The following is an 18,786-nucleotide window of genomic DNA, read 5'->3' as shown; positions in this document are numbered from 1 at the left end:
GCGAGCGCGCGGTGGGCTGTCGACAGCAACGGGTATCCACCAGGCTTTCCCGACGGCGGCAGCGCGCTCATTGCGTCGCGCTCATTGCGTCGCGCGCGTGCGGCGCGCTGCGACGTATCGGCGCATCTTCTCGGCAGTTCCGCAGTCGTCCATGCTGCACCACCGGCGACTGCGGTTCTTGCTTTCGTCGTTGAAGATGAAGCGGCAGCCTCCGCATCCCTTGATCCGGTCCAGCGCACCCGTGGTGAGCAACTGGACCGCTGCGTGCACCACTGGCCGCAGAGGTCGGGCAAGCGTGTGGTCGTCTCGCCAGACCCAGTCGAACGTGCTGCCGCCCTCAAGCTGTGCGTGGCCGAGCGCGTCCGCTTCGTCGTCACGCAACCGGGCCAGTGCAGACGTGCTCGGGGCTTCTCCAGCGGCCAGCGGCCGGAACACCTCGTCGAGGTAGTCGCGGGTGTGCAGGGCTCGCGAGAAGGCAGCGCTGGCGCCGTCCGGGTCGTTGCGGGACAGCCGGCGCAACGCTGTCGCCTCTGTCTCGGTGAGGGCGCCCGCGTGCACCCCCCAGGCGACCAGCTCCGAATAGCCGGTCAGCACGTCGTCGTCCGGGAGCCCGACGGGTGGACCGGAGCGGGTGTTGATGAAGTCCAGGGCGAGGTTGCCGCCCACCAGGTTCATCCGCGTGACACCCTCGACTGTTTCCATCAAAACCCACTTTACCAGTTGACCGTCGGCAAGGGAGATCGCTAGCTTGTTTCTGGCGTACATGATTTAGCTGGTAACAAGGGGAGGGTCGCATGGGCCACAGGCGAGCAGTGGGAGCACTGATCGGCTTGTCGGGCGGGACGTTCCTCTACACCACAGCGGAGGCGCTGCCGATCGGGCTGCTGCTCCCGATGGCCGCGGACCTTGCCGTCTCGCCGTCGCAGGTGGGCATGCTCGTCACCGCGTACGGCGCGGTGGTCGTCGTCGCCTCGATCCCGTTGACGGCGCTGGCCCGGAGAATCCCCCGTCGGCGACTGCTGTCCGCGCTCCTGGCCGGCTTCGTGGTGAGCACCGCGATCACGGTGTTCGCGAGCTCGTTCGCGCTGCTGCTGGCGGCCAGGATGGCGACCGCGGCGACCCATGCGTTGTTCTGGGCGGTGGTGGTGCCGGCCGCGGCCGAGCTGTTCCGACCCGGGCTTCGCGGTCGGGTGGTCGCGATCGTGTTCGCCGGCGGCAGCGTCGCTCTGGTCCTGGGCGTGCCCGCAGGCACCTGGCTGGGCGAACGCGCCGGCTGGCGGGTGTCGTTCCTGGCGGTGGCCGGGCTCGGCGCGATCGTGCTCGTCGCGGTGGCCTCGCTCCTGCCGTCGACGCCACCCAACGAGGGACATGCCGCCCGGGGCGCGACACCCGACGTCTACCGCTTCTGGCTGCTGGTCGCGGTGGCCATCCTGGCGACCGCCGGTGCCATCGCCGGCTACACGTACGTCGCCCTCTTCGTCACCGAGGTCAGCGGGTTCGCCGCCTCGGCGGTCGGGGCCATCCTGCTGGTGCGCGGCGTTGCCAGCGTGCTCGGGATCCTCGCCGTCGGAGTGGTGGTGGACCGCAGCCCGTGGCTCGCCCTGGCCGCGACCGTCACGCTCCAGTCGGTGGCACTGCTCGGGCTGTACGCGGTCGGCCACCGTCCGGCGGCTGCCGTGGGCCTGCTCGCCCTGGCCGGGCTGGCGTTCGCGGCGTTCACCGCGGTGCTCGGTGGCATTGTGCTCGAGGTTGCGCCCGGGCGCTCCGACCTCGCCGCCGCCACCGTCTCTGCCGCCGTCAACGTCGGCATCACCGGTGGCGCCCTGGTCGCCGGCCTCGCGCTACCGAGCCACGGTGCGCGCAGCACGGTGCTGCTCGGCGCGCTGCTCGGCGTGGTCGCTCTGATGGTGGTCGCCGGTGCTTTCACCGGGCGGCGGCGCGCTACCCGACCGGCGAAGGCACCGGCGGTAGCCTGGGGCCGGGCGACGAGCGGAGTGGACGGGGGCCGATGAGTCGCGCGGTGGAGGAGTCGAACCGGGCGATGCTGCGTGCCCGGGACGCGATGGACCGGGCGTACGCCGAGCCGCTGGACATCCCCGCGTACGTGGTGGCGAACCTGGTCGCGATCAAGGACGAGACCCGGAACGGGGGACTGTTGACGATGTGAGGTGAGGCGGGCTGACCGTGATCCGTCGCAGCTCGGACGGCCCGTCGACGCTCGTCGCGCTGAACGACGTCACCGACCTGCCGCCCGAGCTGCGTGCCACCGGCCCGCCAGACGACTACCGGATCCGACCGGCGCTCAGCTGAGCAGCTTCACCACGGCGTCGGCCACGGCGCGGGCGGACTGCGGGTTCTGACCGGTCACCAGGCGGCCGTCGACCACCGCGTGCTCGGTGAAGTCCGGCGCCGGTACGTGCTGCGCGCCAGCCTCGGTGAGCTTGTCGGCGAGCAGGAAAGGCACCTCGTCGGTGAGGCCGACGGAGGCCTCCTCGCTGTTCGTGAAGCCGGCCACCCGCTTGCCAGCGACGAGCCGGGAGCCGTCGGTGAGGGTCAGGTTCACCAGCGCCGCCGGACCGTGGCAGACGGCGGCCACCACGCCGCCGCGCTCGTGGACCGAGCGGGCGATGCGGGCCAGGTCGGGGTCGTCGGGGAAGTCCCACATGGTGCCGTGACCTCCGGCGAAGAGGATCACGTCGTACCCGGCCGGGTCGACGTCGGCGGCCCTCGGGGTGTCCGTTACGCCGGCGGTGGCGAGGAAGTCGTTCTGGGTGCTGTCGTTCTCGTCCCGGCCGTCTACCGGCGGCTCGCCGCCGGCCACGGACACCAGGTCTACGTCGTAGCCAGCGGCCCGGAACACCTCCCACGGCTCGGCGGCCTCGCCGACGTAGTAGCCGGTCGAGCGGCCGGTGCGGCCCAGCTCGGAGTGACTGGTCAGGGCGATGAGTGCACGAGTCATGCCCTCCATGCTGGCGTGGCCGGTCCGTCCCGGCCATAGGCCGATGTCACAGCGGAGACGGGTTTGAAAGCCGGGTCACCGGGGTCGGCGGTAGCCTGGGGCCGGGCAACGAGCAGGGCGGGACGGGGGCCGATGAGCCGCGCGGTGGAGGAGTCGAACCGGGCGATGCTGCGCGCCCGGGACGCGATGGACCGGGCGTACGGCGAGCCGCTGGACATCCCGGCGCTGGCCCGGATCGCGCTCGTCTCTGAGGCCCACTTCATCCGGACCTTCCGGGCCACGTTCGGTGAGACCCCGCACCGCTACCTGCAACGCCGCAGGGTGGAGCGCGCGATGGCACTGCTCGTGGAGACGAACCGGGACGTGACGGACATCTGCTACGCCGTCGGCTTCGGCAGCCTGGGCACGTTCAGCCGTACGTTCCGGCAGATCGTCGGGGAGTCGCCCTCGGATTTCCGGCGGCACCGCGTCGCGGCGGCCAATGTGCCGTCGTGCTTCGCCAAAGCGTGGACCCGACCCAGCAGTTTTGGATAAGCCGCAGGTCACGGTCTACCTCTAGCGTCATGGGCATGACGATGAACGCGATCAGCCGCTCCCAGATCTACGTCCTCGACCAGGACGCCGCGCTTGACTTCTACGTCAACAAGCTCGGCATGGAGGTCAACACCGACCAGGACCTCGGTTTCATGCGGTGGTTGACGGTCAACCTGCCCGGCGACCCGGAGCGCGAGATCCTGCTGGAGAAGCCGGGCCCGCCCGCACTGGACCCGGCCACCGCCGAGCAGGTCCGGGAGCTGCTCACCAAGGGTGCCCTCGGCGGGTACCTCTTCATGACCACCGACGACGCCCGCAAGACGCACGAGGATCTTGTGGCGAAGGGCGTCGAGATCACCGACGAGCCGACCGAACGCCCGTACGGGATCGACTTCGGCATCCGGGACCCGTTCGGCAACCGGATCCGCATCGGCCAGATGTTCCCACGGGCGTAGGGGAGCCGACGATGAGCCAGGCTGCACCTTTCCCGCTGGTAGGACCGGCCGCTGTCGGTCGGGACCGCGCACTGCTGATCGGCGGTGTGCTGGCCGGCCCGATCTTCGTCGGCTCGGCGATCGTGCAGGCGTCGACCCGGGACGGCTTCGACTTTCGCCGGCATCCGGTCAGCGTGTTGAGCACCGGCGAGCTGGGCTGGATCCAGATCGTCACGTTCCTGGTCACCGGCGCGCTCTGCGCGCTGGCCGCCGACGCGCTGCGCCGCCGTACCGGCGGAGGCGGCGGGTCGGTCTGGCTTCCCCGGCTGCTCGCGCTGTACGGGCTGGGCCTGATCGGCGCGGCGATCTTCAGCGCCGACCCGGCCGACGGGTTCCCGGTCGGCACGCCCCGGGGCGCCGGTCAGATCAGCTGGCACGGCGGCCTGCACTTCCTGGTGGCGGCGGTCGCCTTCGTGTTGCTGATCGCGGCGACTGTGGTGGCGGGCCGTCGGGCCGCACGGCAGGGGGCACGTGGTCGAGCCGCGTACAGCCTGGTGATCGGGGTCTTCTTCGCTGTGGCCTGGGTCGCCCTGATCGTCCGACCGGCTCCGGCCGTGATGGTGGCGTTCGGTCTGGCGGTGACGGCCGGTTGGCTGTGGGTGTCGGTCACCTTCGCGCGAGCGGCGTCCGGCCAGGCCGACTGAGCTGACGCCGCAGGCCCGGGAGGTGCGGGGTGGAGCCCGCACCTCCCGGTGTGTTGAGGTGGGCGGCATGGTGGCTCGCCTGCTGTACCTCGCCCGACACGCCGAGCAGGACCTGACCGCGCTGCGGGAGTCGGATGCCGGTGAACCGGACACCGGCCTGACGGAGCGCGGCCAGCAGCAGGCCACACTGCTCGGCGAGCGCCTGCGAGGCCGCCGGTTCGCCGCCGTCCACCACGGACCGCTGCGCCGGGCCGCGCAGACCGCCGAGCTGATCGCCAGGTCGCTGCCCGAAGCTCCGGTGTACGCCACAGAGCTGGCCGGCGATCATCTCCCACACGACACGGATTCGGCTGGCCTGCCGCCGGCGTACACCGATTTCCTGGCGCAGTTCTCGGCTGCCGAGCGGGCCGACGGGCCGCGGGTGACGGCGGAGGCCGTGCGGCGGTTCACCGGCCCGGTCCCCGAGGAAGCTCCCGACGGCGAGCCGGTCCGCGAGCTGGTCGTGACGCACACCTTCCTGATCGCCTGGCTGGTGCGGCACGCCCTCGACGCGCCGGAGCGGCGATGGCTGGGCTTGAACCTGCACAACGCGGGGTTGACGGTGATCCGGTACAGCTCCGGTGGCCCACCCAACCTGATCGCCCTCAACGACGTGGCCCACCTGCCGCCGGAGCTGCGTGCAACCGGCCTGCCTCCGGACTACGTGGTCTGAGTGCCGGTGGCCCGCAGCAGCAGCTCGACCAGCGCGCGGGTGGCCGGCAGCTGTTGCGCGTCGTCGCTGGGACAGTCGTCGTACCCGACCTCGATGGTGCCGACGGTCAGCCGGTAGCTGAACACGTCTGCGCAGATGGTCGCGCCGGCCGTCTGGCGGGCCTCGGCGGCCAGCCGGGCGTCGGCGGTCAGCCCGCGCAGCCGGCCGAGGTCGGCGGGAGTGAGTTGGCCGGTACGCCGACCGCCGGCACGGTCCACGGCCGTCCACCGGCCGTCCGGCTCGACGGTCACGGTGTCAGCGCGGCCGGCGAAGCCGCCGGAGCGAAACAGCATCACCCGCGTCGACGCGCTATCGGTGGCCGGCGGCCCGGTCGGCAACGTGGAGGCGGGGCCCGCGGTTGGCGTCGGCGGGGCGTCGGTGGCCGGCCCGGTCGGGGCGGGGTCGGCGCTGGTCGGCGGCTGGTCACGAGCGGCGCCGGTGCGGTCGGTGCTGGTGCAGCCGGCCAGGAGCGCGACCAGTAGGGCGAACGTGACGCCGGCTGTCGAGACGGGTCTCATGTCCGTCGGACGTGCTGGGGCAGGTATTGGTTCCCTCGTCAAGCCCCTCATCCGTTCGGTCAATGTCGAGGTCTGACATCGGTTCAGGGCTTCTCTTTTCTTCAACACATAGCTATATCTACATGCGTGACTACCTCCGTCACATCCTTCTCCTCTCAGGAGCGCACTTGAAAAGAGCTCTTGCCGCCGTCAGTGCAGTGCTGCTCACCAGCGGCCTGCTGACCTGCGTCGTCACCCCGGCGCACGCGGCCCCGCCCACCTCTCCCGTGCCGGACGCCTCCGCCGCGGCCCGAGCGGCAACCGTCCTACGAGCGAACCCCGGCGCCGTCCAGGGTTCGAGCGCCGAGTCCTACCAGGTGCGCAGCACCAAGGTGGACCCCAGCGGCGCTGCCCACACCCGCTACACCAGGACCTACCAGGGCCTACGGGTGTACGGCGGTGACTTCGTGATCCACACCGCGCCGAACGGCACGTACGCCGGCAGTTCGGTCGGGCTGGCCGCGCCGCTGACCCTCGCCACCTCGGCCAGGACCACCGCGGCGGCCGCGAAGAAGGCCGCCAGCGCCCGGTTCGTCGGTAAGGCCGAGGCGGTGGGCACGCCGGAGCTGTTCGTGGACGCCAGTTCCGGGCAGGGTCGACTGGCCTGGGAGACCGTGGTCAGCGGGTGGCAGCCCGACGGGCAGACCCCGTCCCGGCTGCACGTGATCACCGACGCCGCCACCGGCGCGACCGTCGGGTCGTACGACGAGATCGAGTCGGTGGTCGGCAGCGGTCAGGGCATCTACACCGGCTCGGTCAGCATCGACACGACGCTCTCCGGCAGCACGTACCAGATGATCGATCCGTCGCACGGCAACGGCCGTACCTGCGACATGAACAACGGCACGTCGAGCTGCACCACCTTCACCGACGCGGACAACGCGTGGGGCACCGGGGCCAACTCCAACCGGCAGTCCGCCGGCGTGGACGCGCACTTCGGCGCGGCGAAGACGTTCGACTACTTCAAGAACGTGCACGCCCGCAACGGCATCTTCGGCAACGGCGCCGGCGTGCCGAGCCGGGTGCACTACGGCAACAACTACGTCAACGCCTTCTGGGACGGCGCCCAGATGACCTACGGTGACGGCTCCGGCAACTCCCGCCCCCTCGTCTCGCTGGACGTGGCTGGGCACGAGATGAGCCACGGTGTCACCGAAGCGCTGGCCGGCCTGGTCTACTCCGGCGAATCCGGCGGCCTCAACGAGGCCACCAGTGACATCTTCGGCAACATGGTGGAGTTCTACGCCGCCGCGCCGAGCGACCCGGGCGACTACCAGGTCGGCGAGAAGATCAACATCAACAACAACGGCACGCCGCTGCGCTACATGTACAACCCGTCGCTGGACGGCTCGTCCGACAGTTGCTGGTCCACCAGCACCAAGAACAAGGACGTGCACTACTCCTCCGGCGTGGCCAACCACTTCTTCTTCAACCTGGCCGAGGGCACCGGCGCCACCTCGTACGGCACCTCCCCGGTCTGTGGTTCCGCCCCCGCGGTGACCGGCATCGGCCGGGCCAAGGCCGAGAAGATCTGGTACCGGGCGCTGGACGTCTACTTCACCTCCAACACGGCGTACGTCAGCACCAGCAACCCGGCGAACACCTCCCGTGCGTACAGCCTGCGGGCAGCCACCGACCTGTACGGAAGCTGCTCCACCGAGTACAAGGCCGTGCAGGCCGCCTGGACCGCGGTGAACGTGGCCGGCAGCGACTCAGCCTGCTCGACCGGCAACGACTTCTCGGTCGCGCTCTCGCCGACCGCCGGCTCGGTCAACCCGGGCAGCGCGGTCTCCACCACCGTGTCCACCGCCACCACCAGTGGCTCGGCGCAGACGGTGACGTTCTCGGCGTCCGGCCTGCCCAGCGGGGCCAGCGCCGCGTTCAGCCCCGCCTCGGTGACCTCGGGCGGCTCGTCCACCCTCACCATCAGCACCTCGGCGAGCACCCCGCCCGGCACCTACTCGATCACCGTGAACGGTGCGGGCGCGGTCACCCGCAGCGCCACCTACCGACTCACCGTGAACGGCACCGGCGGTGGCTGCACCGCGCCGGGGCAGAAGCTGGCCAACCCGGGCTTCGAGTCCGGCGCGACCGGTTGGACCGCCAGCTCCGGCGTCATCACCACCTCCAGCGGCCAGGCCGCCCGCACCGGGTCGTACAAGGCATGGCTGAACGGGTACGGCAGCACCCGCACGGAGACGCTCGCCCAGTCGGTGAGCCTGCCGGCCGGCTGCTCGTCTTACGCGCTCAGCTTCTGGCTGCACATCGACTCGGCCGAGACCACCACCAGCGTCGCTTACGACAAGCTCAACGTGCAGGTGCTGAACTCGAGCGGAACCGTTCTGGCCACGCTGGCGACCTACTCGAACCTGAACAAGGCCACCGGCTACAGCCAGAAGTCCTTCTCCCTGGCGGCGTACGCCGGCCAGACTGTCAACCTGAAGTTCACCGGCACCGAGGACTCCTCGCTGCAGACGTCCTTCGTGGTCGACGACACCGCGCTGACCGTCTCCTGACCTGACCGCGGGCCCAGCGACCGCCCCTCGGGGGTGGCCGCTGGGTCCGCGCCGTTATGGTCGCCGTATGTCGGACGCGGAGTTGACCGTCGAGGTGACCGGACCGGTCGCAACCGTGGTGATCCACAACCCGGCCCGGCGCAACGCGATGACCGCAGCCATGTGGCGTCAGCTCCCCGAACTGCTCGATCGGCTGGAACCCGACCCGGGCGTACGGGCGTTGGTGCTCACCGGCGCGGGCGACGCCTTCTGCGCGGGTGCCGACCTCGGCGACCTGGCTGAGCTGTTGGACGCCGGCGACGCCAGCATCGCGGTGGCCGCCGAGGAGCGGCTGGCCAGTTTCGCCAAGCCGACCGTCGCAGCCATCCGAGGCGCCTGCGTCGGGGGTGGCGCTCAGCTCGCGGTCGCCTGCGACCTGCGGATCGCTGCGGACGACGCCAGGTTCGGCGTACCGCCGGCCCGGCTCGGTCTGGTCTATCCGGCACCGACGACGCGCCGGCTGGCCCGGCTGGTCGGCCCGTCCGCCGCCAAGCATCTGCTGTTCACCGCCGAGCTGATCGACGCCGAGCGGGCCCTGCGGATCGGCCTGGTCGACGAGGTGCTGCCTGCCGATCGGCTCGCCGGGCGGGTGGACGAACTGACGACGACGATCGCGCAGCGGTCACCGCTGAGTGTCGCCGCCGCCAAGGAGATCATCGACGACCGTGCCGGGCCCGCGCGGATCGCCTGGTGGCACCGGCAGGTGGCGACCACCGGTGAGGCCCGGGAGGGGGTCGCGGCGATGGCCGAGCGGCGTACGCCCCGCTTCGCCTGGCGGGCACCGGCCGACGACTGACCGGTTTGAGCCGTCACCGTCGATGGGTAGTCCCCGCTCCACACGGTGATCGGGGGACCACTATGGACGCGGCAGCATCGAATCCGGGGCAGACCGAGCGGGGCCAACGGGGACTCCGTCTGATTCTTCTCTTCGTGCTGCTGCCCGCCGTGGTCGGCGGTCTCGCGGTGGGTGTCGCGACCGGTGGTGAGAACACCGGCATCTTCGACGGCGACCCGCCGCACTGGGCCAGCAACCTCGGCCTCGTCCTGGTGATTGTCGGAGTCGTCATCGAAGTGGCCGCAGCCATCTGGCTGGTCGCCACCGGCCGCTACCGGTCGGGACGACAGTCGCCCCTGATCGGGCTCAGCTGGTCGCATCGTCGCCGGCTGGATCGGCAGGTGCGACGCGACGCACCCGAGGCCGACGAAGACCCGGCTCTGCTCGTGGAGACCGCCAGACAGTTCGTCAGTCAGCGCTATCTCGCGGTGCTGTGCGCTGGGCTGGTGATGACGAGCGCCGGCCAGGTCTTCGTGGGGTTCGCGCCGTTCCACGCATTGATCGGCGGCTTGCTGCTGGTGGTCTGGGTGGTGTTGATCGTGTCGGTCCTGCGAAACGCCCGACGGGGTGAGGCATTCCTTCGGAACCACCCGGATCTGAGCGAGCAGTAGCCGAAGCTCCGTCCCACCCATCGCAACACCTCGATCCGGGGTGGCCCGCCGCCGGTCGGTACGGCAGGCTGTCGGTCGTGCAGCGTGATCAGTTGCTTGCGGGGCGCTACCGGCTCCTGGAACGCCTCGGCAGTGGTGGCATGTCGGCGGTGCACCGGGCGTACGACGAGGTGCTCGAACGGGACGTCGCGGTGAAGGTGCTCGTCGCCACCGACCACAACGCGCGGCAGCGGATCCGGGCCGAGGCCAAGGCCGCGGCCCGTCTGTCGCACCCGCATGTCACCAGCGTCTACGACTTCGGCGAGTCGTTGGTCGACGGTGCCCAGATCCCGTTCGTGGTGATGGAGATGCTCGGCGGTCACACCCTCGAACAACGGCTGGCGGCCGGGCCGTTGCCGCCCCGCGCGGGTCTGCGGGTCTGCGCCGAGGTGGCCTCCGCGCTGGCCGCCGCGCACGACCAGGATCTGGTGCACCGCGACATCAAGCCGGGCAACGTGATGCTCACGCCCACCGGCGCCAAGGTGCTCGACTTCGGCATCGCGGCGGCCGCCGGTGAGTCGGAGATCGACTTCGAGGGGCGGCTGCTGGGCACGCCGGCCTACCTGGCTCCGGAGCGGCTGAAGGCCGGCGAGGTGTTGCCGGCCTGCGACGTGTACGCCCTCGGCCTGCTGCTGCACCGGGTGCTCACCGGCCGGCTGCCGTGGCCCGCCGAGGCGCAGACCGGGATGCTCCGCGCCCACACGCACGTCGAGCCGGGTCCGCTGCCCCCGGTCGACGGCGTACCGCCCGAGGTGCACCGGCTCTACCGCTGGTGCCTGGCCCGCGACCCCGTCGACCGGCCGCCGGCCGTCGAGGCGGCCCGCATCCTGCTCGCCGCCGCCAGCGCAGCGACTGCCGTGGTCGAGGCGGCCGGTGCTGTCGGCCCGGCGGCCGACGGGACCGAGCAGCCCGGCGACACCCCCGCCGATGCGAGCGAGCCGACCGGGCCGGCGAGCGAGCCGGCTGCCGGGTCCACGTCCCGGCGAGGAGCGTGGCGTCGGGGGCGGGCCGTGCTGGCGGTCAGCTGCGCGGTGATCGCCGCGGTGGCGGTCGCCGGGTCGCTCGGTGACTCGCACAACCGTCGGCTGGGGCAGAAGGGGCCCTCGACGGGGATCGGCCCGGGCACCACCACTGTGGGAATGCCGCGCAGTGAGGAGCCGGCCGACACCGGACCGGCCGCCGTCCCGCCGGCCGGGAGCACCGCGCCCGCTTCCCGGTCAGCCCCTCGGGCCAGGCCGAGCTCGACCGTCACCACCCCCGGGCGGACCCCGACCAGGGCTGCGCCCACGCCCACACCTACGCCCACCCCTGGCTCGGGTGCGTCCGTGGACGCGCGAGGCGGGACGGTCACCATTCGCTGCGTCGGGAAGTCCGTCGAGGTGCTCGCGGTGACGCTCCTGCCCGGGTTCCGGGTCGAGGCGTACGACCCGGGCCCGGCGAAGCAGATCCAGGTCGAGCTGGTCTCCTCCGAGCACCGCAGTGAGGTCCGGGTGCACTGCCCCGGCGGCAGCCCGAAATCGAGGGTCAGGGAACGCGCCGTCTGACCGGGGGCCGGCGGGTGCCGCGCCCGGGACGTACCCGGAACGCGGCCCCCCGTTCCCGCCGGCCGGTCCGTCACCGCCCGGCCAGCGCCCCCCACCCGGGGTTGACCGGCTCCCGGCGCAGCGGCATGCCCGCTTCCGACGGCGTCCGGTCACCCTTGCGCTGGTTGCAGGCGTAGCAGGCGGCGGTGGTGTTCCGCCAGGTGTTCCGACCGCCGCGCGAGCGGGGCAGGATGTGGTCGATCGTGGAGGCGGACCCACCGCAGTACGCGCAGCACCTGTCGTCGCGGCGCAGCACCCCGGCACGGGACCAGGCCGGCCCGGAGTTGAACCTCCACCGGGTGACCACGAAGCGGACCAGCCGCACCACCCGGGGCATCGGGAAGACCCCGATCACCCGGTCCGGCTCGGCCTCGTGGATCTCGGCCACCCGACGGCAGAGCATCCGTACGGCGTGTTGGACGGTGACCCGGTGCAGCGGGCCGAGGTCGGCGTTGATGACGAGGACGGCGTCCACCGGGACTCCTTTCCAGAGGCTGACGGACAGCGAAGAGCCGCCCGGTCCGGCTGTCGGACGGGGCGGCTCAGCGCGTACGGATACGCGTCAGTCGGGCCGGCCCGCCCGGGGACCTTCCGCTCGGCAACCGCCGCCGGGCAGCGTCGACGGCACGATGGTGACGTGCGACATCGCCATGAGCTGCTCCCGCGGTGGTGGTTGACCTTGCGCGCTCACGGTAGGCCGGGACGGGACAGACGGGCAACGGATTTCGATTGGCTGGTCTCGTCGGAACGTCGTTGGCGGCGGGTGGGGGTGGTGGCGTCCGTCGAGATGTGGGCGGTGGTCAGGGGGCGGTTCAGTCGCAGTGCCATCCGTACTGTGAGTTCGCTGTCCAGCAGGGGCCGGTTGACCTCACCGGCGACCGCCAGCGCCGGGCCCGACACCGACCGCCAGATCGCGGCCAGACCGGCGCCGAGGCCCACCAGGGCGACGGTGGCCCGGGTGGCCGGTGAGCCGGCGGCCGCGGCGGCACTCACCCCGACCACCGCGAAGAGCACCAGCAGCACGGGTACGAGCACCGGCCAGAAGATGCCGCGTGCCGCCTGCGCCACCAGCCGCCGGTCCCGGATCATCAGGTTCCTGGCGATCACCGCGTAGTCCTCCTCGTCGAGCAGGTCGCGCGGGTGCAGGCCGCCGGTGAGCACGTCGCGCCAGAGGTCGCCCTGGCCGCGCAGGGCCCGGCTCAGCTCGGCGGGCGCCGGCACGGCCGGGTCCCCGAGGCCGGCCCGGTCGACAGCGCTCGACCAGGCGGCGAGTGACCGGCGCACCACCGCGGCCGAGTACGGCGGCAGGACGGTGGCCAGCTCGTCCAACCACCGGCGGATCTGGATCTGCCGCCCACCGAACTGCCTCAGCAACTGGGCGGCGTCGCCGGCTCGGACGGTGTCGGCCACCGATCGGCCCAGCCGGTAGGCCAGGCCGACCCGGTGGTTGGTGGCCATCGTCCAGCGGAGCACGTCCACGTTGAGGTCGTCGAGGGCGAGCAGCAGGGGTACCGGGTCTGCGGGGTCGGCCCGGTCCAGGTCGGGGAGCAGGGCTCGGGCGGAGGCGGTGTCGGGCACCGGCCCGTTGTGCCGGGTGAGGTCGGCGATCTGGGCCAGGGCGACGTCCACCCCGTCGAGGTACATCCGCATCCGGCGGTGGGCGGACATCTCGGTGAGGTTGGAGAGCTTGGCCGGGGGTACGGCCGGTCGGGCCTCGACGGGAGCGCCGAGCTCCGCGTGCTGCCCGTGGTGGTAGGCGTCCGCCATCCACCAGCCCAGCCGCAGCGCGGTGACGATGCACGCGCGTTCGTCGCGGATCAGGGGGTACGCGTCGTCGCGGCCGATCTCGTCGTTCGGCGGGCCGCTTTCCGCGCCGACGCGGTGCAGTGGTGACATCTGCCGCTGCCCTCCCGCCCGGTCGATCGACGGTTGATCAATCGAGCGTACGACAGCAAATAGTCGCTTATAGCAGCTTTGGTGGTTTTAGCGGCCGTAGTGAGCGAAGGGCCGCGCCGGGCGTACCGGCGCGGCCCCTCGTTCTGAATCTGCCCAGGTCAGGAGGGATCTGACAGGACGACCGTGATCTTCTTGTTAGCGCCGTCACGAAGGGCGACGCCACGTGCGGAGGCGAGGTCGGACCCCCCGTACCAGCCGCCGACCCACGGCGGATTCGGCACGTACCGGATCTTGACCGACTGGTCGGTCATCCCCTCGATGACCCGCTGGCCGTAGAACGAGTACTCCTTGACCAGGTCCCCGGTGCGGGCGTTGTAGACCTCGCCCGCGAGCCAGCCGTTGTACGGCTGGCCGTCCGCCGACGTCACGCCGATGCTCAACCGGGGGCCGTTCTTGCCGAGCGAGATGTCGGCGACGCCCGGTTGGTCGGTTCCGGCCCTGGTCGTCGCGGCGGTCTTGCGGTCCGACGCGTTGCCCGTCCACACCGCCGCATACGGCTCGGTGTAGTCGTAGAAGTGCGAGAACTCCAGCGGCCAGTCGTACGGCCCGAGGTTCGGCACCGTGTAGGTGCCGTCGGAGTCGGTGCAGAACGGGCCGATCCCGGGCGCGCCGGAGCCCTGACGTGTCGGCAGCACCGACGCGCAGCCGTTGGTGAGGGGCTGACCGGTTTCGGTGTCCCGAATCGTGCCGGTGATCCGGGCCGCTGGGTCCAGCTTGACGGTGGGCACGGTGCTGAGCAGCCCGGCATGACCATCGACCCGCAGCGCGTCATACTGCCGGCCGACGCCCCCACGGCGTCCCACCCACTGCATGCCGTGCACCTCGTCGGCCGGTAGCGCCAGCAGGGTGTACTCACCCGGCTGCAACTCTCCGATGGTGATCCGGCCCTGCTCGTCGGTGTAGTTGACGCCCCATTCGCACGTGTCGCTGTCCACCGAGCCGAAGGTCAGTGACAGTGCCGCCACACAGACGTTCGGGACCGGATCCCCACTGGCCCGGTCGACGACGGTGGTGGTGATTGCGGTGGTTGGGCGGAGGGCGACCTCGACCGTGGTGGTCTGACCGAGGGTCACCTTGACGTTCTTGACCTCCTGCGCGGCATGCAGGCCGTCCGAGGAGCGCAGCTCCAGGGTGAACGTTCCCGACTCCAGGTTCGCCAGGCGAATCCGGCCGTCGGTGGCGCCGCACTGCTGGTCGTACGGGCGGACGCCCGCGCAGTACGCGTTCACCGGGCCGCCGCTGACCGCGTCGGTCGCGAGCACCTCGACGACGCCTGGCAGGAGCATCTGCTCCTCCGGCACCGTCGTGGTGACGCCGGACGCGACGGTGACCACGTCGGCGGTCGAGTAGCCGAGCTTTTGGTGCGACCACTGGAACCGGCCGAGGAAGCCATACTGGATCTTGTAGGTGCCAACCGGGACGGAGGCGAACCGGAAGTTGCCGTCAGCGTCGGACACGACCTGCCCACCGCTGGCACCATCGGTGGTGAAGAGGTTGACCGTGACGTTGCCGGGCTTCTCGGTCACCACGTGGCCGGTGATGGCGCCGCTGTCGGGCTCCACGGCCTGCGCCGGAGTTGCGGCCAGAGTGGCGGCGAGGGTGAGCGCGGTCGCCGAGGCGAGCATGAAGATTCTGCGGGCGGGTCTGTTCATCGTTCCCCGTTCAGGCGGAGGGTGTGGCGCAGCCGTCGGATTCTGGCTGATGCTCCGCGTCGATCGACAACGGGGCCGCCGCCGTCGGTTCAAGTCACTACGATCCGAGCGGTCGCCGCCGCTCTGCTGGCGACCGTACAGGAGGAACTCCACTTGAGATTCGTAAGTCGCGGTGTCCGGCCGGGCGGGCATATGCCGGTGCTGGCCGCCGTCGCCACGCTGGCGCTGGGAGCTGTCGTCCTCTCGCCCGGTCCGGCCGCCGCCGCCGAACCCCACCACGTGTTCACACCGTCGCTCCTCGCCTACACCGACTCCACCACCCCGGACACCGCGGTCTTCTACCCCAGCGGGGGAGAGATCCCGGTCGGGTCGTGGCGGGATGACGCCGGCAGCACGCATTCCTCCCGCATCTATGTAACGTTCGACATCGGCGGGATCTACGTCGGTCGGCTGAGCCAGGCGACCCTCGTCGGGCGGGAAAGCCGCGCCAACGACTGCGCACGCGCGCGTGCCACCGTCGCCCAGGCCACGGCCGCCTTCACCGGTGAGAACAGTTGGTCGAACCCGCCGGCCACGGTCGGCAAGGCGGTCGCCGCGACCGCCGAGGGCGGTGATTGCGCCTCCTGGCGGACCAAATGGGACTTGACCGCCGCGTTGACCAGGGCGCTGGGCCGGGGTGAGCACCAACTCACCACCGAGCTTCGGGTCCCCAAGCGGAACGAGGGGGATGTCTCCTACGGCCGCTGGCTGGAGAGCAACGAGTTCCGGTTCGAGGTGGAGCTGACGAACACCGCCCCGCTCAAGCCGACCAAGCTCTTCAACGCGAACACCGACACCCCCTGCGGTCCGGAGTACTTCACCGGATCGGAATTTGCCGCATACGCCAACATGACGGACCGGGATCGGGACCCGTACGACGCGCTGACCGCCGAGATCGAGTACTGGCCGCTCGCCGACCCGTCCGCTGTCACGCCTGTCGACCCCGGCATTTCCAGCGGCCCCGACGGTCTCGACGCGGTCGGCCAGATGCCGGTGGCCTCGCTCGTGGACGGGGAGTACGCCTGGCACGCCCGGACATTCGACCAGCGGGCCTGGTCACCCTGGAGCGATCCGTGCCATTTCACTGTGGATCGCACCAAGCCTGCCGTCTCGCCGACCGTCGCCTCTCCGGAATATCCGGAGAACCCGGCGAACCCGACCGGTAGCCGTGAAACCGAGGGCACCTTCCTGTTCACGTCGCATGGCGTCGCGGACGTGGTGAGCTTCCGGTACGGCGACAGCCAGGGAGCTCTCTACAACCAGGTGCCAGCCGACCAGCTCGGCGGCGCGGCCACCATTCGGTGGCGACCTCGCGACGCGGGCGAACAGACGCTGTACGTGGCGAGCACGGATCGCGCCGGCAACAGCTCTCCGGTGCGGGCCTACACGTTCAACGTGCGCGACCTGACCGTCAACGCGTGGTCGACGGCCCAACAGCCCGACCCTTCCGGTAACGGAATGGCGGTCACGATGCGGTTCAGCACCCAGCGCGGCAACGGCGTCACCACCATCGCCTATCGGGTGGACGGTGGGTCGGAGCAGTTGGCGACCGTGGGAGCCGACGGGGTCGCCGAGCCGGTCCTGGCGCCCCTCAAGGGCGGTGAGCACCAGCTCAGCTACGTCGGCCGGAGCGCCTCCGGCGAGCCGGGGTATCAGCAGGAGACGACCTTCTTCGTCGACGATGGGCCCACCATCACCTCGGACGGTGTCTATCCGATCGACGGCTCCGGCGGTGGCGTCGGCGTCCCCGGGGTCTTCACGGTCTCTCCGGCGGTGACCAAGGGCGCCACCTCGGTGCGGTGGTTCGACAGTGTCGACAACAACCCCAGAGTGGTTCCGCTGGCCGCCGACGGCAAGGCCACGATCACCTGGACGCCCACGACGGCTGGCTGGACCTACTTCTGGTTCACCGTCGAGTACGCCGACGGCAGCTTGTCCAGTTACCGGTCGTTCTCGGTCACTGTCAACTGATCCGACGCGGGGGTGTGGGCACGCACCCGCACTCCCGCGCCAGGTCTTCCACGCGGGTCAGGGCTTCCGGGCGAGCAGTCCGCGTGGTCGGATCGAGCGCACCGGCTCGGCCGAGGCGCCCTCGGCGCGCAGGATGTGGTTCGCGGCGATGATCCCGGTCGCCGCCGAGCGTTCCATCAACGCGCTCGGGAAGTCCGTGGCGATGCCGTCCCCGGCCAGGTAGACGCCGGTCGCGTCGGTGCGTACCCCCGGTCGCCAGGCGTGGCTGCCCGGAGTGAACGCCGGCGCCTGCGCCTCGACCCGGGCCCGCAGCTCGCGGACCCGCAGGTCGCCGGCCTCCGGCCAGAGCGCGACCAGCTCGCGGCGCATCCGCTCGGCCAGCTCCTCCGCTGACACGCCGGGCTCGCAGGCGTACGCGTGCAGCTCGATGACCGACCCACCGGTCTGCCGCGCCCAGCGCCGCGGCTCGTTCTCCAACCGGTGGTAGAGCGTCACCGAGTCCAGAGTGGGCTGCCGGGACACGCCGTTGAACACCGCCCGCTCGGCGGCCACGTCCCCGTCACACCAGAACCGCGCCACCGCGTACGGCGGGCCGGGCTGGCCGAAGGCGGGCATCCGCGCCGCCAGCTCCGGTGCCTGCCCGGTCAGGTCCGGGGAGGCCGCGACCAGCGCGGCGAGCGCCGGCGGGTCGACGGCGAGCACGACGTGACCGGCCGGGTGGCTGCCGTCGTCGGTGGTCGTCACCCGCCAGCCGTCGCCGTCGCGGTGCACACCGGTCGCGGCGGAGCTGGTCAGCACCCGGCCGCCGTGCTTCTCGACGTGCCGGGTCAGGGGCTCCCAGATCGCCGTGGCGTAGTCCTCGTCGGGGCAGTCGAACGCCAGCCCCTCCGGGTTGCCGAGCAGGTAGAAGTGGAACTGGGCGACCATCTCGGCGGCCGACATCTCCGCCTCGTGGTTGAAGAACGAGTGCGAGAAGACCTCGAACAGCATGGCCCGCGCCCGGTCCGGCAGTCGTAGCGACGCCAGCAGCTCGTCGGCGGTGGTGCCGTCCAACTCGGCGTAGGTGCGTACCGGGTCGTAGCTGAGCAGCGGCAGCGCGGCGTCCCGATCCATCAGTCGCAGGTCGGCCAGGCGCAGGCTGGGGCTGCGCAACAGCAGCGCGAGAAGGTTCGTCGGCGGTGCCGGCGGCAGCTTGCCGAACTCCTCGGTCGGCCACTGCTCGCTGAGGATCGGGTAGCCCGGGATGGGCTTGAGGAAACCCAGGTCACTGTCGACCCGGCGGAGAATCGACCGCCAGTTGTAGTACTGCCGGAAGAACGCGTGGAAGCCGTGCTCGTTCTGCTGGGTGCCGTCGGCGAGCGCCTCCGGCCAGGCGCCCAGTCGACCACCGAGCGTCGGCGCCGCCTCCAGCACCGTCACCGCCACACCCCGCTCGGCCAGCACCACCGCCGCCGACATGCCGGCGATGCCGCCACCAACCACCACCGCCGTGGTCGGTCGCGGCACGCGGTCCGCGCCACCGCCGCCCGGGTCCACCAGGTGCTGGCGTACGCCGATGAGCCGACCCACCACTTGCGACAGCGCCATGGGCACCTACCTCTCTCGG

19 protein-coding genes are annotated in these 18,786 nt (G+C 71.3%); 12 read left to right on the top strand and 7 right to left on the bottom strand.

Features of this window, described 5'->3' with window-relative positions:
- Positions 1 to 81: 81 nt before the first annotated feature.
- Entirely contained in the window at positions 82 to 702 is a 621-nt protein-coding gene (locus CLT68_RS04435) for an ABATE domain-containing protein (RefSeq protein WP_158240861.1), read from the bottom strand.
- Positions 703 to 794: 92 nt separating this feature from the next.
- Between CLT68_RS04435 and CLT68_RS04430 the strand changes: the two genes are divergently transcribed.
- The 3 genes from CLT68_RS04430 to CLT68_RS33640 are packed head-to-tail and all read left to right on the top strand — an operon-like array spanning position 795 to position 2,310.
- Positions 795 to 2,012 carry an MFS transporter gene (locus tag CLT68_RS04430; protein WP_099849036.1) on the top strand — a complete coding sequence of 406 codons (1,218 nt, stop codon included), beginning with the start codon at positions 795 to 797 and terminating at the stop codon, positions 2,010 to 2,012.
- On the top strand, positions 2,009 to 2,167 hold the full coding sequence (locus CLT68_RS33645) for a hypothetical protein (RefSeq protein WP_328369570.1): 159 nt from the start codon (positions 2,009 to 2,011) through the stop codon (positions 2,165 to 2,167). The genes CLT68_RS04430 and CLT68_RS33645 overlap by 4 nt, the downstream gene beginning before the upstream one ends.
- 17 nt (positions 2,168 to 2,184) lie before the next feature.
- The gene (locus CLT68_RS33640) at positions 2,185 to 2,310 is read left to right on the top strand and encodes a hypothetical protein (RefSeq protein WP_269458532.1); all 126 of its coding nucleotides are present in this window, start codon (positions 2,185 to 2,187) and stop codon (positions 2,308 to 2,310) included.
- Here CLT68_RS33640 and CLT68_RS04420 read toward each other — a convergent pair.
- The gene (locus CLT68_RS04420) at positions 2,303 to 2,959 is read right to left on the bottom strand and encodes a type 1 glutamine amidotransferase domain-containing protein (RefSeq protein WP_231927158.1); all 657 of its coding nucleotides are present in this window, start codon (positions 2,957 to 2,959) and stop codon (positions 2,303 to 2,305) included. The two genes, CLT68_RS33640 and CLT68_RS04420, sit on opposite strands and share 8 nt — an antisense overlap.
- Before the next feature lie 132 nt (positions 2,960 to 3,091).
- Here CLT68_RS04420 and CLT68_RS04415 point away from each other — a divergent pair, with 132 nt between their 5' ends.
- From CLT68_RS04415 to CLT68_RS04400, 4 genes are all read left to right on the top strand, one after another.
- The gene (locus CLT68_RS04415) at positions 3,092 to 3,493 is read left to right on the top strand and encodes a helix-turn-helix transcriptional regulator (RefSeq protein WP_099849034.1); all 402 of its coding nucleotides are present in this window, start codon (positions 3,092 to 3,094) and stop codon (positions 3,491 to 3,493) included.
- 35 nt (positions 3,494 to 3,528) lie between these two features.
- On the top strand, positions 3,529 to 3,948 hold the full coding sequence (locus tag CLT68_RS04410) for a VOC family protein (RefSeq protein ID WP_088952055.1): 420 nt from the start codon (positions 3,529 to 3,531) through the stop codon (positions 3,946 to 3,948).
- A gap of 11 nt (positions 3,949 to 3,959) precedes the next feature.
- A complete protein-coding gene (locus tag CLT68_RS04405; protein ID WP_099849032.1) occupies positions 3,960 to 4,631 on the top strand; it encodes a DUF998 domain-containing protein in 672 nt (223 codons plus the stop codon).
- Positions 4,632 to 4,698: 67 nt separating this feature from the next.
- On the top strand, positions 4,699 to 5,343 hold the full coding sequence (locus tag CLT68_RS04400) for a histidine phosphatase family protein (RefSeq protein ID WP_099856771.1): 645 nt from the start codon (positions 4,699 to 4,701) through the stop codon (positions 5,341 to 5,343).
- Here CLT68_RS04400 and CLT68_RS04395 read toward each other — a convergent pair.
- The gene (locus tag CLT68_RS04395; protein ID WP_099849030.1) at positions 5,331 to 5,900 is read right to left on the bottom strand and encodes a hypothetical protein; all 570 of its coding nucleotides are present in this window, start codon (positions 5,898 to 5,900) and stop codon (positions 5,331 to 5,333) included. The genes CLT68_RS04400 and CLT68_RS04395 overlap by 13 nt on opposite strands.
- Before the next feature lie 167 nt (positions 5,901 to 6,067).
- Here CLT68_RS04395 and CLT68_RS04390 point away from each other — a divergent pair, with 167 nt between their 5' ends.
- From CLT68_RS04390 to CLT68_RS33065, 4 genes are all read left to right on the top strand, one after another.
- Complete coding sequence (locus CLT68_RS04390; RefSeq protein ID WP_099849028.1) at positions 6,068 to 8,455, top strand: M4 family metallopeptidase; 2,388 nt, start codon at positions 6,068 to 6,070, stop codon at positions 8,453 to 8,455.
- A 67-nt stretch (positions 8,456 to 8,522) separates the two neighbouring features.
- On the top strand, positions 8,523 to 9,290 hold the full coding sequence (locus tag CLT68_RS04385; protein WP_099849026.1) for an enoyl-CoA hydratase/isomerase family protein: 768 nt from the start codon (positions 8,523 to 8,525) through the stop codon (positions 9,288 to 9,290).
- Between the two features lie 134 nt (positions 9,291 to 9,424).
- Positions 9,425 to 9,940 (top strand): hypothetical protein, encoded by a 516-nt coding sequence (locus CLT68_RS04380; RefSeq protein WP_099849024.1) that lies wholly within the window; start codon positions 9,425 to 9,427, stop codon positions 9,938 to 9,940.
- 77 nt (positions 9,941 to 10,017) lie between these two features.
- Entirely contained in the window at positions 10,018 to 11,523 is a 1,506-nt protein-coding gene (locus tag CLT68_RS33065) for a serine/threonine-protein kinase (RefSeq protein ID WP_486482070.1), read from the top strand.
- Between the two features lie 70 nt (positions 11,524 to 11,593).
- Here the strand turns inward: CLT68_RS33065 and CLT68_RS04370 are convergent, their stop codons facing one another.
- From CLT68_RS04370 to CLT68_RS04360, 3 genes are all read right to left on the bottom strand, one after another.
- Positions 11,594 to 12,037, bottom strand: coding sequence for an HNH endonuclease (locus tag CLT68_RS04370; RefSeq protein ID WP_099849021.1), 444 nt, complete (start codon positions 12,035 to 12,037; stop codon positions 11,594 to 11,596).
- Positions 12,038 to 12,249: 212 nt separating this feature from the next.
- Positions 12,250 to 13,458, bottom strand: a complete 1,209-nt coding sequence (locus tag CLT68_RS04365) for a hypothetical protein (RefSeq protein WP_099849019.1) — start codon at positions 13,456 to 13,458, stop codon at positions 12,250 to 12,252.
- Between the two features lie 158 nt (positions 13,459 to 13,616).
- Positions 13,617 to 15,170, bottom strand: a complete 1,554-nt coding sequence (locus CLT68_RS04360; protein ID WP_158240860.1) for a carboxypeptidase regulatory-like domain-containing protein — start codon at positions 15,168 to 15,170, stop codon at positions 13,617 to 13,619.
- Positions 15,171 to 15,323: 153 nt separating this feature from the next.
- On the opposite strand from CLT68_RS04360, the gene CLT68_RS04355 reads away from it, so the two are divergent.
- The gene (locus CLT68_RS04355) at positions 15,324 to 17,180 is read left to right on the top strand and encodes a hypothetical protein (RefSeq protein ID WP_158240859.1); all 1,857 of its coding nucleotides are present in this window, start codon (positions 15,324 to 15,326) and stop codon (positions 17,178 to 17,180) included.
- A 57-nt stretch (positions 17,181 to 17,237) separates the two neighbouring features.
- Here CLT68_RS04355 and CLT68_RS04350 read toward each other — a convergent pair whose 3' ends face one another.
- The gene (locus tag CLT68_RS04350) at positions 17,238 to 18,767 is read right to left on the bottom strand and encodes an FAD-dependent oxidoreductase (RefSeq protein ID WP_099849012.1); all 1,530 of its coding nucleotides are present in this window, start codon (positions 18,765 to 18,767) and stop codon (positions 17,238 to 17,240) included.
- Positions 18,768 to 18,786: the final 19 nt, after the last annotated feature.

This window comes from Micromonospora sp. CNZ299 (assembly GCF_002754415.1).
The sequence above is the reverse complement of the archived record's forward strand: the minus strand, read 5'-3'. Positions and strand labels throughout refer to the sequence as shown.

What these genes read in the sequence shown, in the direction of transcription:
- CLT68_RS04400 (WP_099856771.1), top strand. Translation starts at nt 4,699, where the DNA reads ATGGTGGCTCGCCTGCTGTACCTCGCCCGACACGCCGAGCAGGACCTG.
- CLT68_RS04420 (WP_231927158.1), bottom strand. Translation starts at nt 2,959, where the DNA reads ATGACTCGTGCACTCATCGCCCTGACCAGTCACTCCGAGCTGGGCCGC.
- CLT68_RS04415 (WP_099849034.1), top strand. Translation starts at nt 3,092, where the DNA reads ATGAGCCGCGCGGTGGAGGAGTCGAACCGGGCGATGCTGCGCGCCCGG.
- CLT68_RS33645 (WP_328369570.1), top strand. Translation starts at nt 2,009, where the DNA reads ATGAGTCGCGCGGTGGAGGAGTCGAACCGGGCGATGCTGCGTGCCCGG.
- CLT68_RS04410 (WP_088952055.1), top strand. Translation starts at nt 3,529, where the DNA reads ATGACGATGAACGCGATCAGCCGCTCCCAGATCTACGTCCTCGACCAG.
- CLT68_RS04385 (WP_099849026.1), top strand. Translation starts at nt 8,523, where the DNA reads ATGTCGGACGCGGAGTTGACCGTCGAGGTGACCGGACCGGTCGCAACC.
- CLT68_RS04395 (WP_099849030.1), bottom strand. Translation starts at nt 5,900, where the DNA reads ATGAGACCCGTCTCGACAGCCGGCGTCACGTTCGCCCTACTGGTCGCG.
- CLT68_RS04405 (WP_099849032.1), top strand. Translation starts at nt 3,960, where the DNA reads ATGAGCCAGGCTGCACCTTTCCCGCTGGTAGGACCGGCCGCTGTCGGT.
- CLT68_RS04350 (WP_099849012.1), bottom strand. Translation starts at nt 18,767, where the DNA reads ATGGCGCTGTCGCAAGTGGTGGGTCGGCTCATCGGCGTACGCCAGCAC.
- CLT68_RS04360 (WP_158240860.1), bottom strand. Translation starts at nt 15,170, where the DNA reads ATGAACAGACCCGCCCGCAGAATCTTCATGCTCGCCTCGGCGACCGCG.
- CLT68_RS04365 (WP_099849019.1), bottom strand. Translation starts at nt 13,458, where the DNA reads ATGTCACCACTGCACCGCGTCGGCGCGGAAAGCGGCCCGCCGAACGAC.
- CLT68_RS04430 (WP_099849036.1), top strand. Translation starts at nt 795, where the DNA reads ATGGGCCACAGGCGAGCAGTGGGAGCACTGATCGGCTTGTCGGGCGGG.
- CLT68_RS04435 (WP_158240861.1), bottom strand. Translation starts at nt 702, where the DNA reads ATGGAAACAGTCGAGGGTGTCACGCGGATGAACCTGGTGGGCGGCAAC.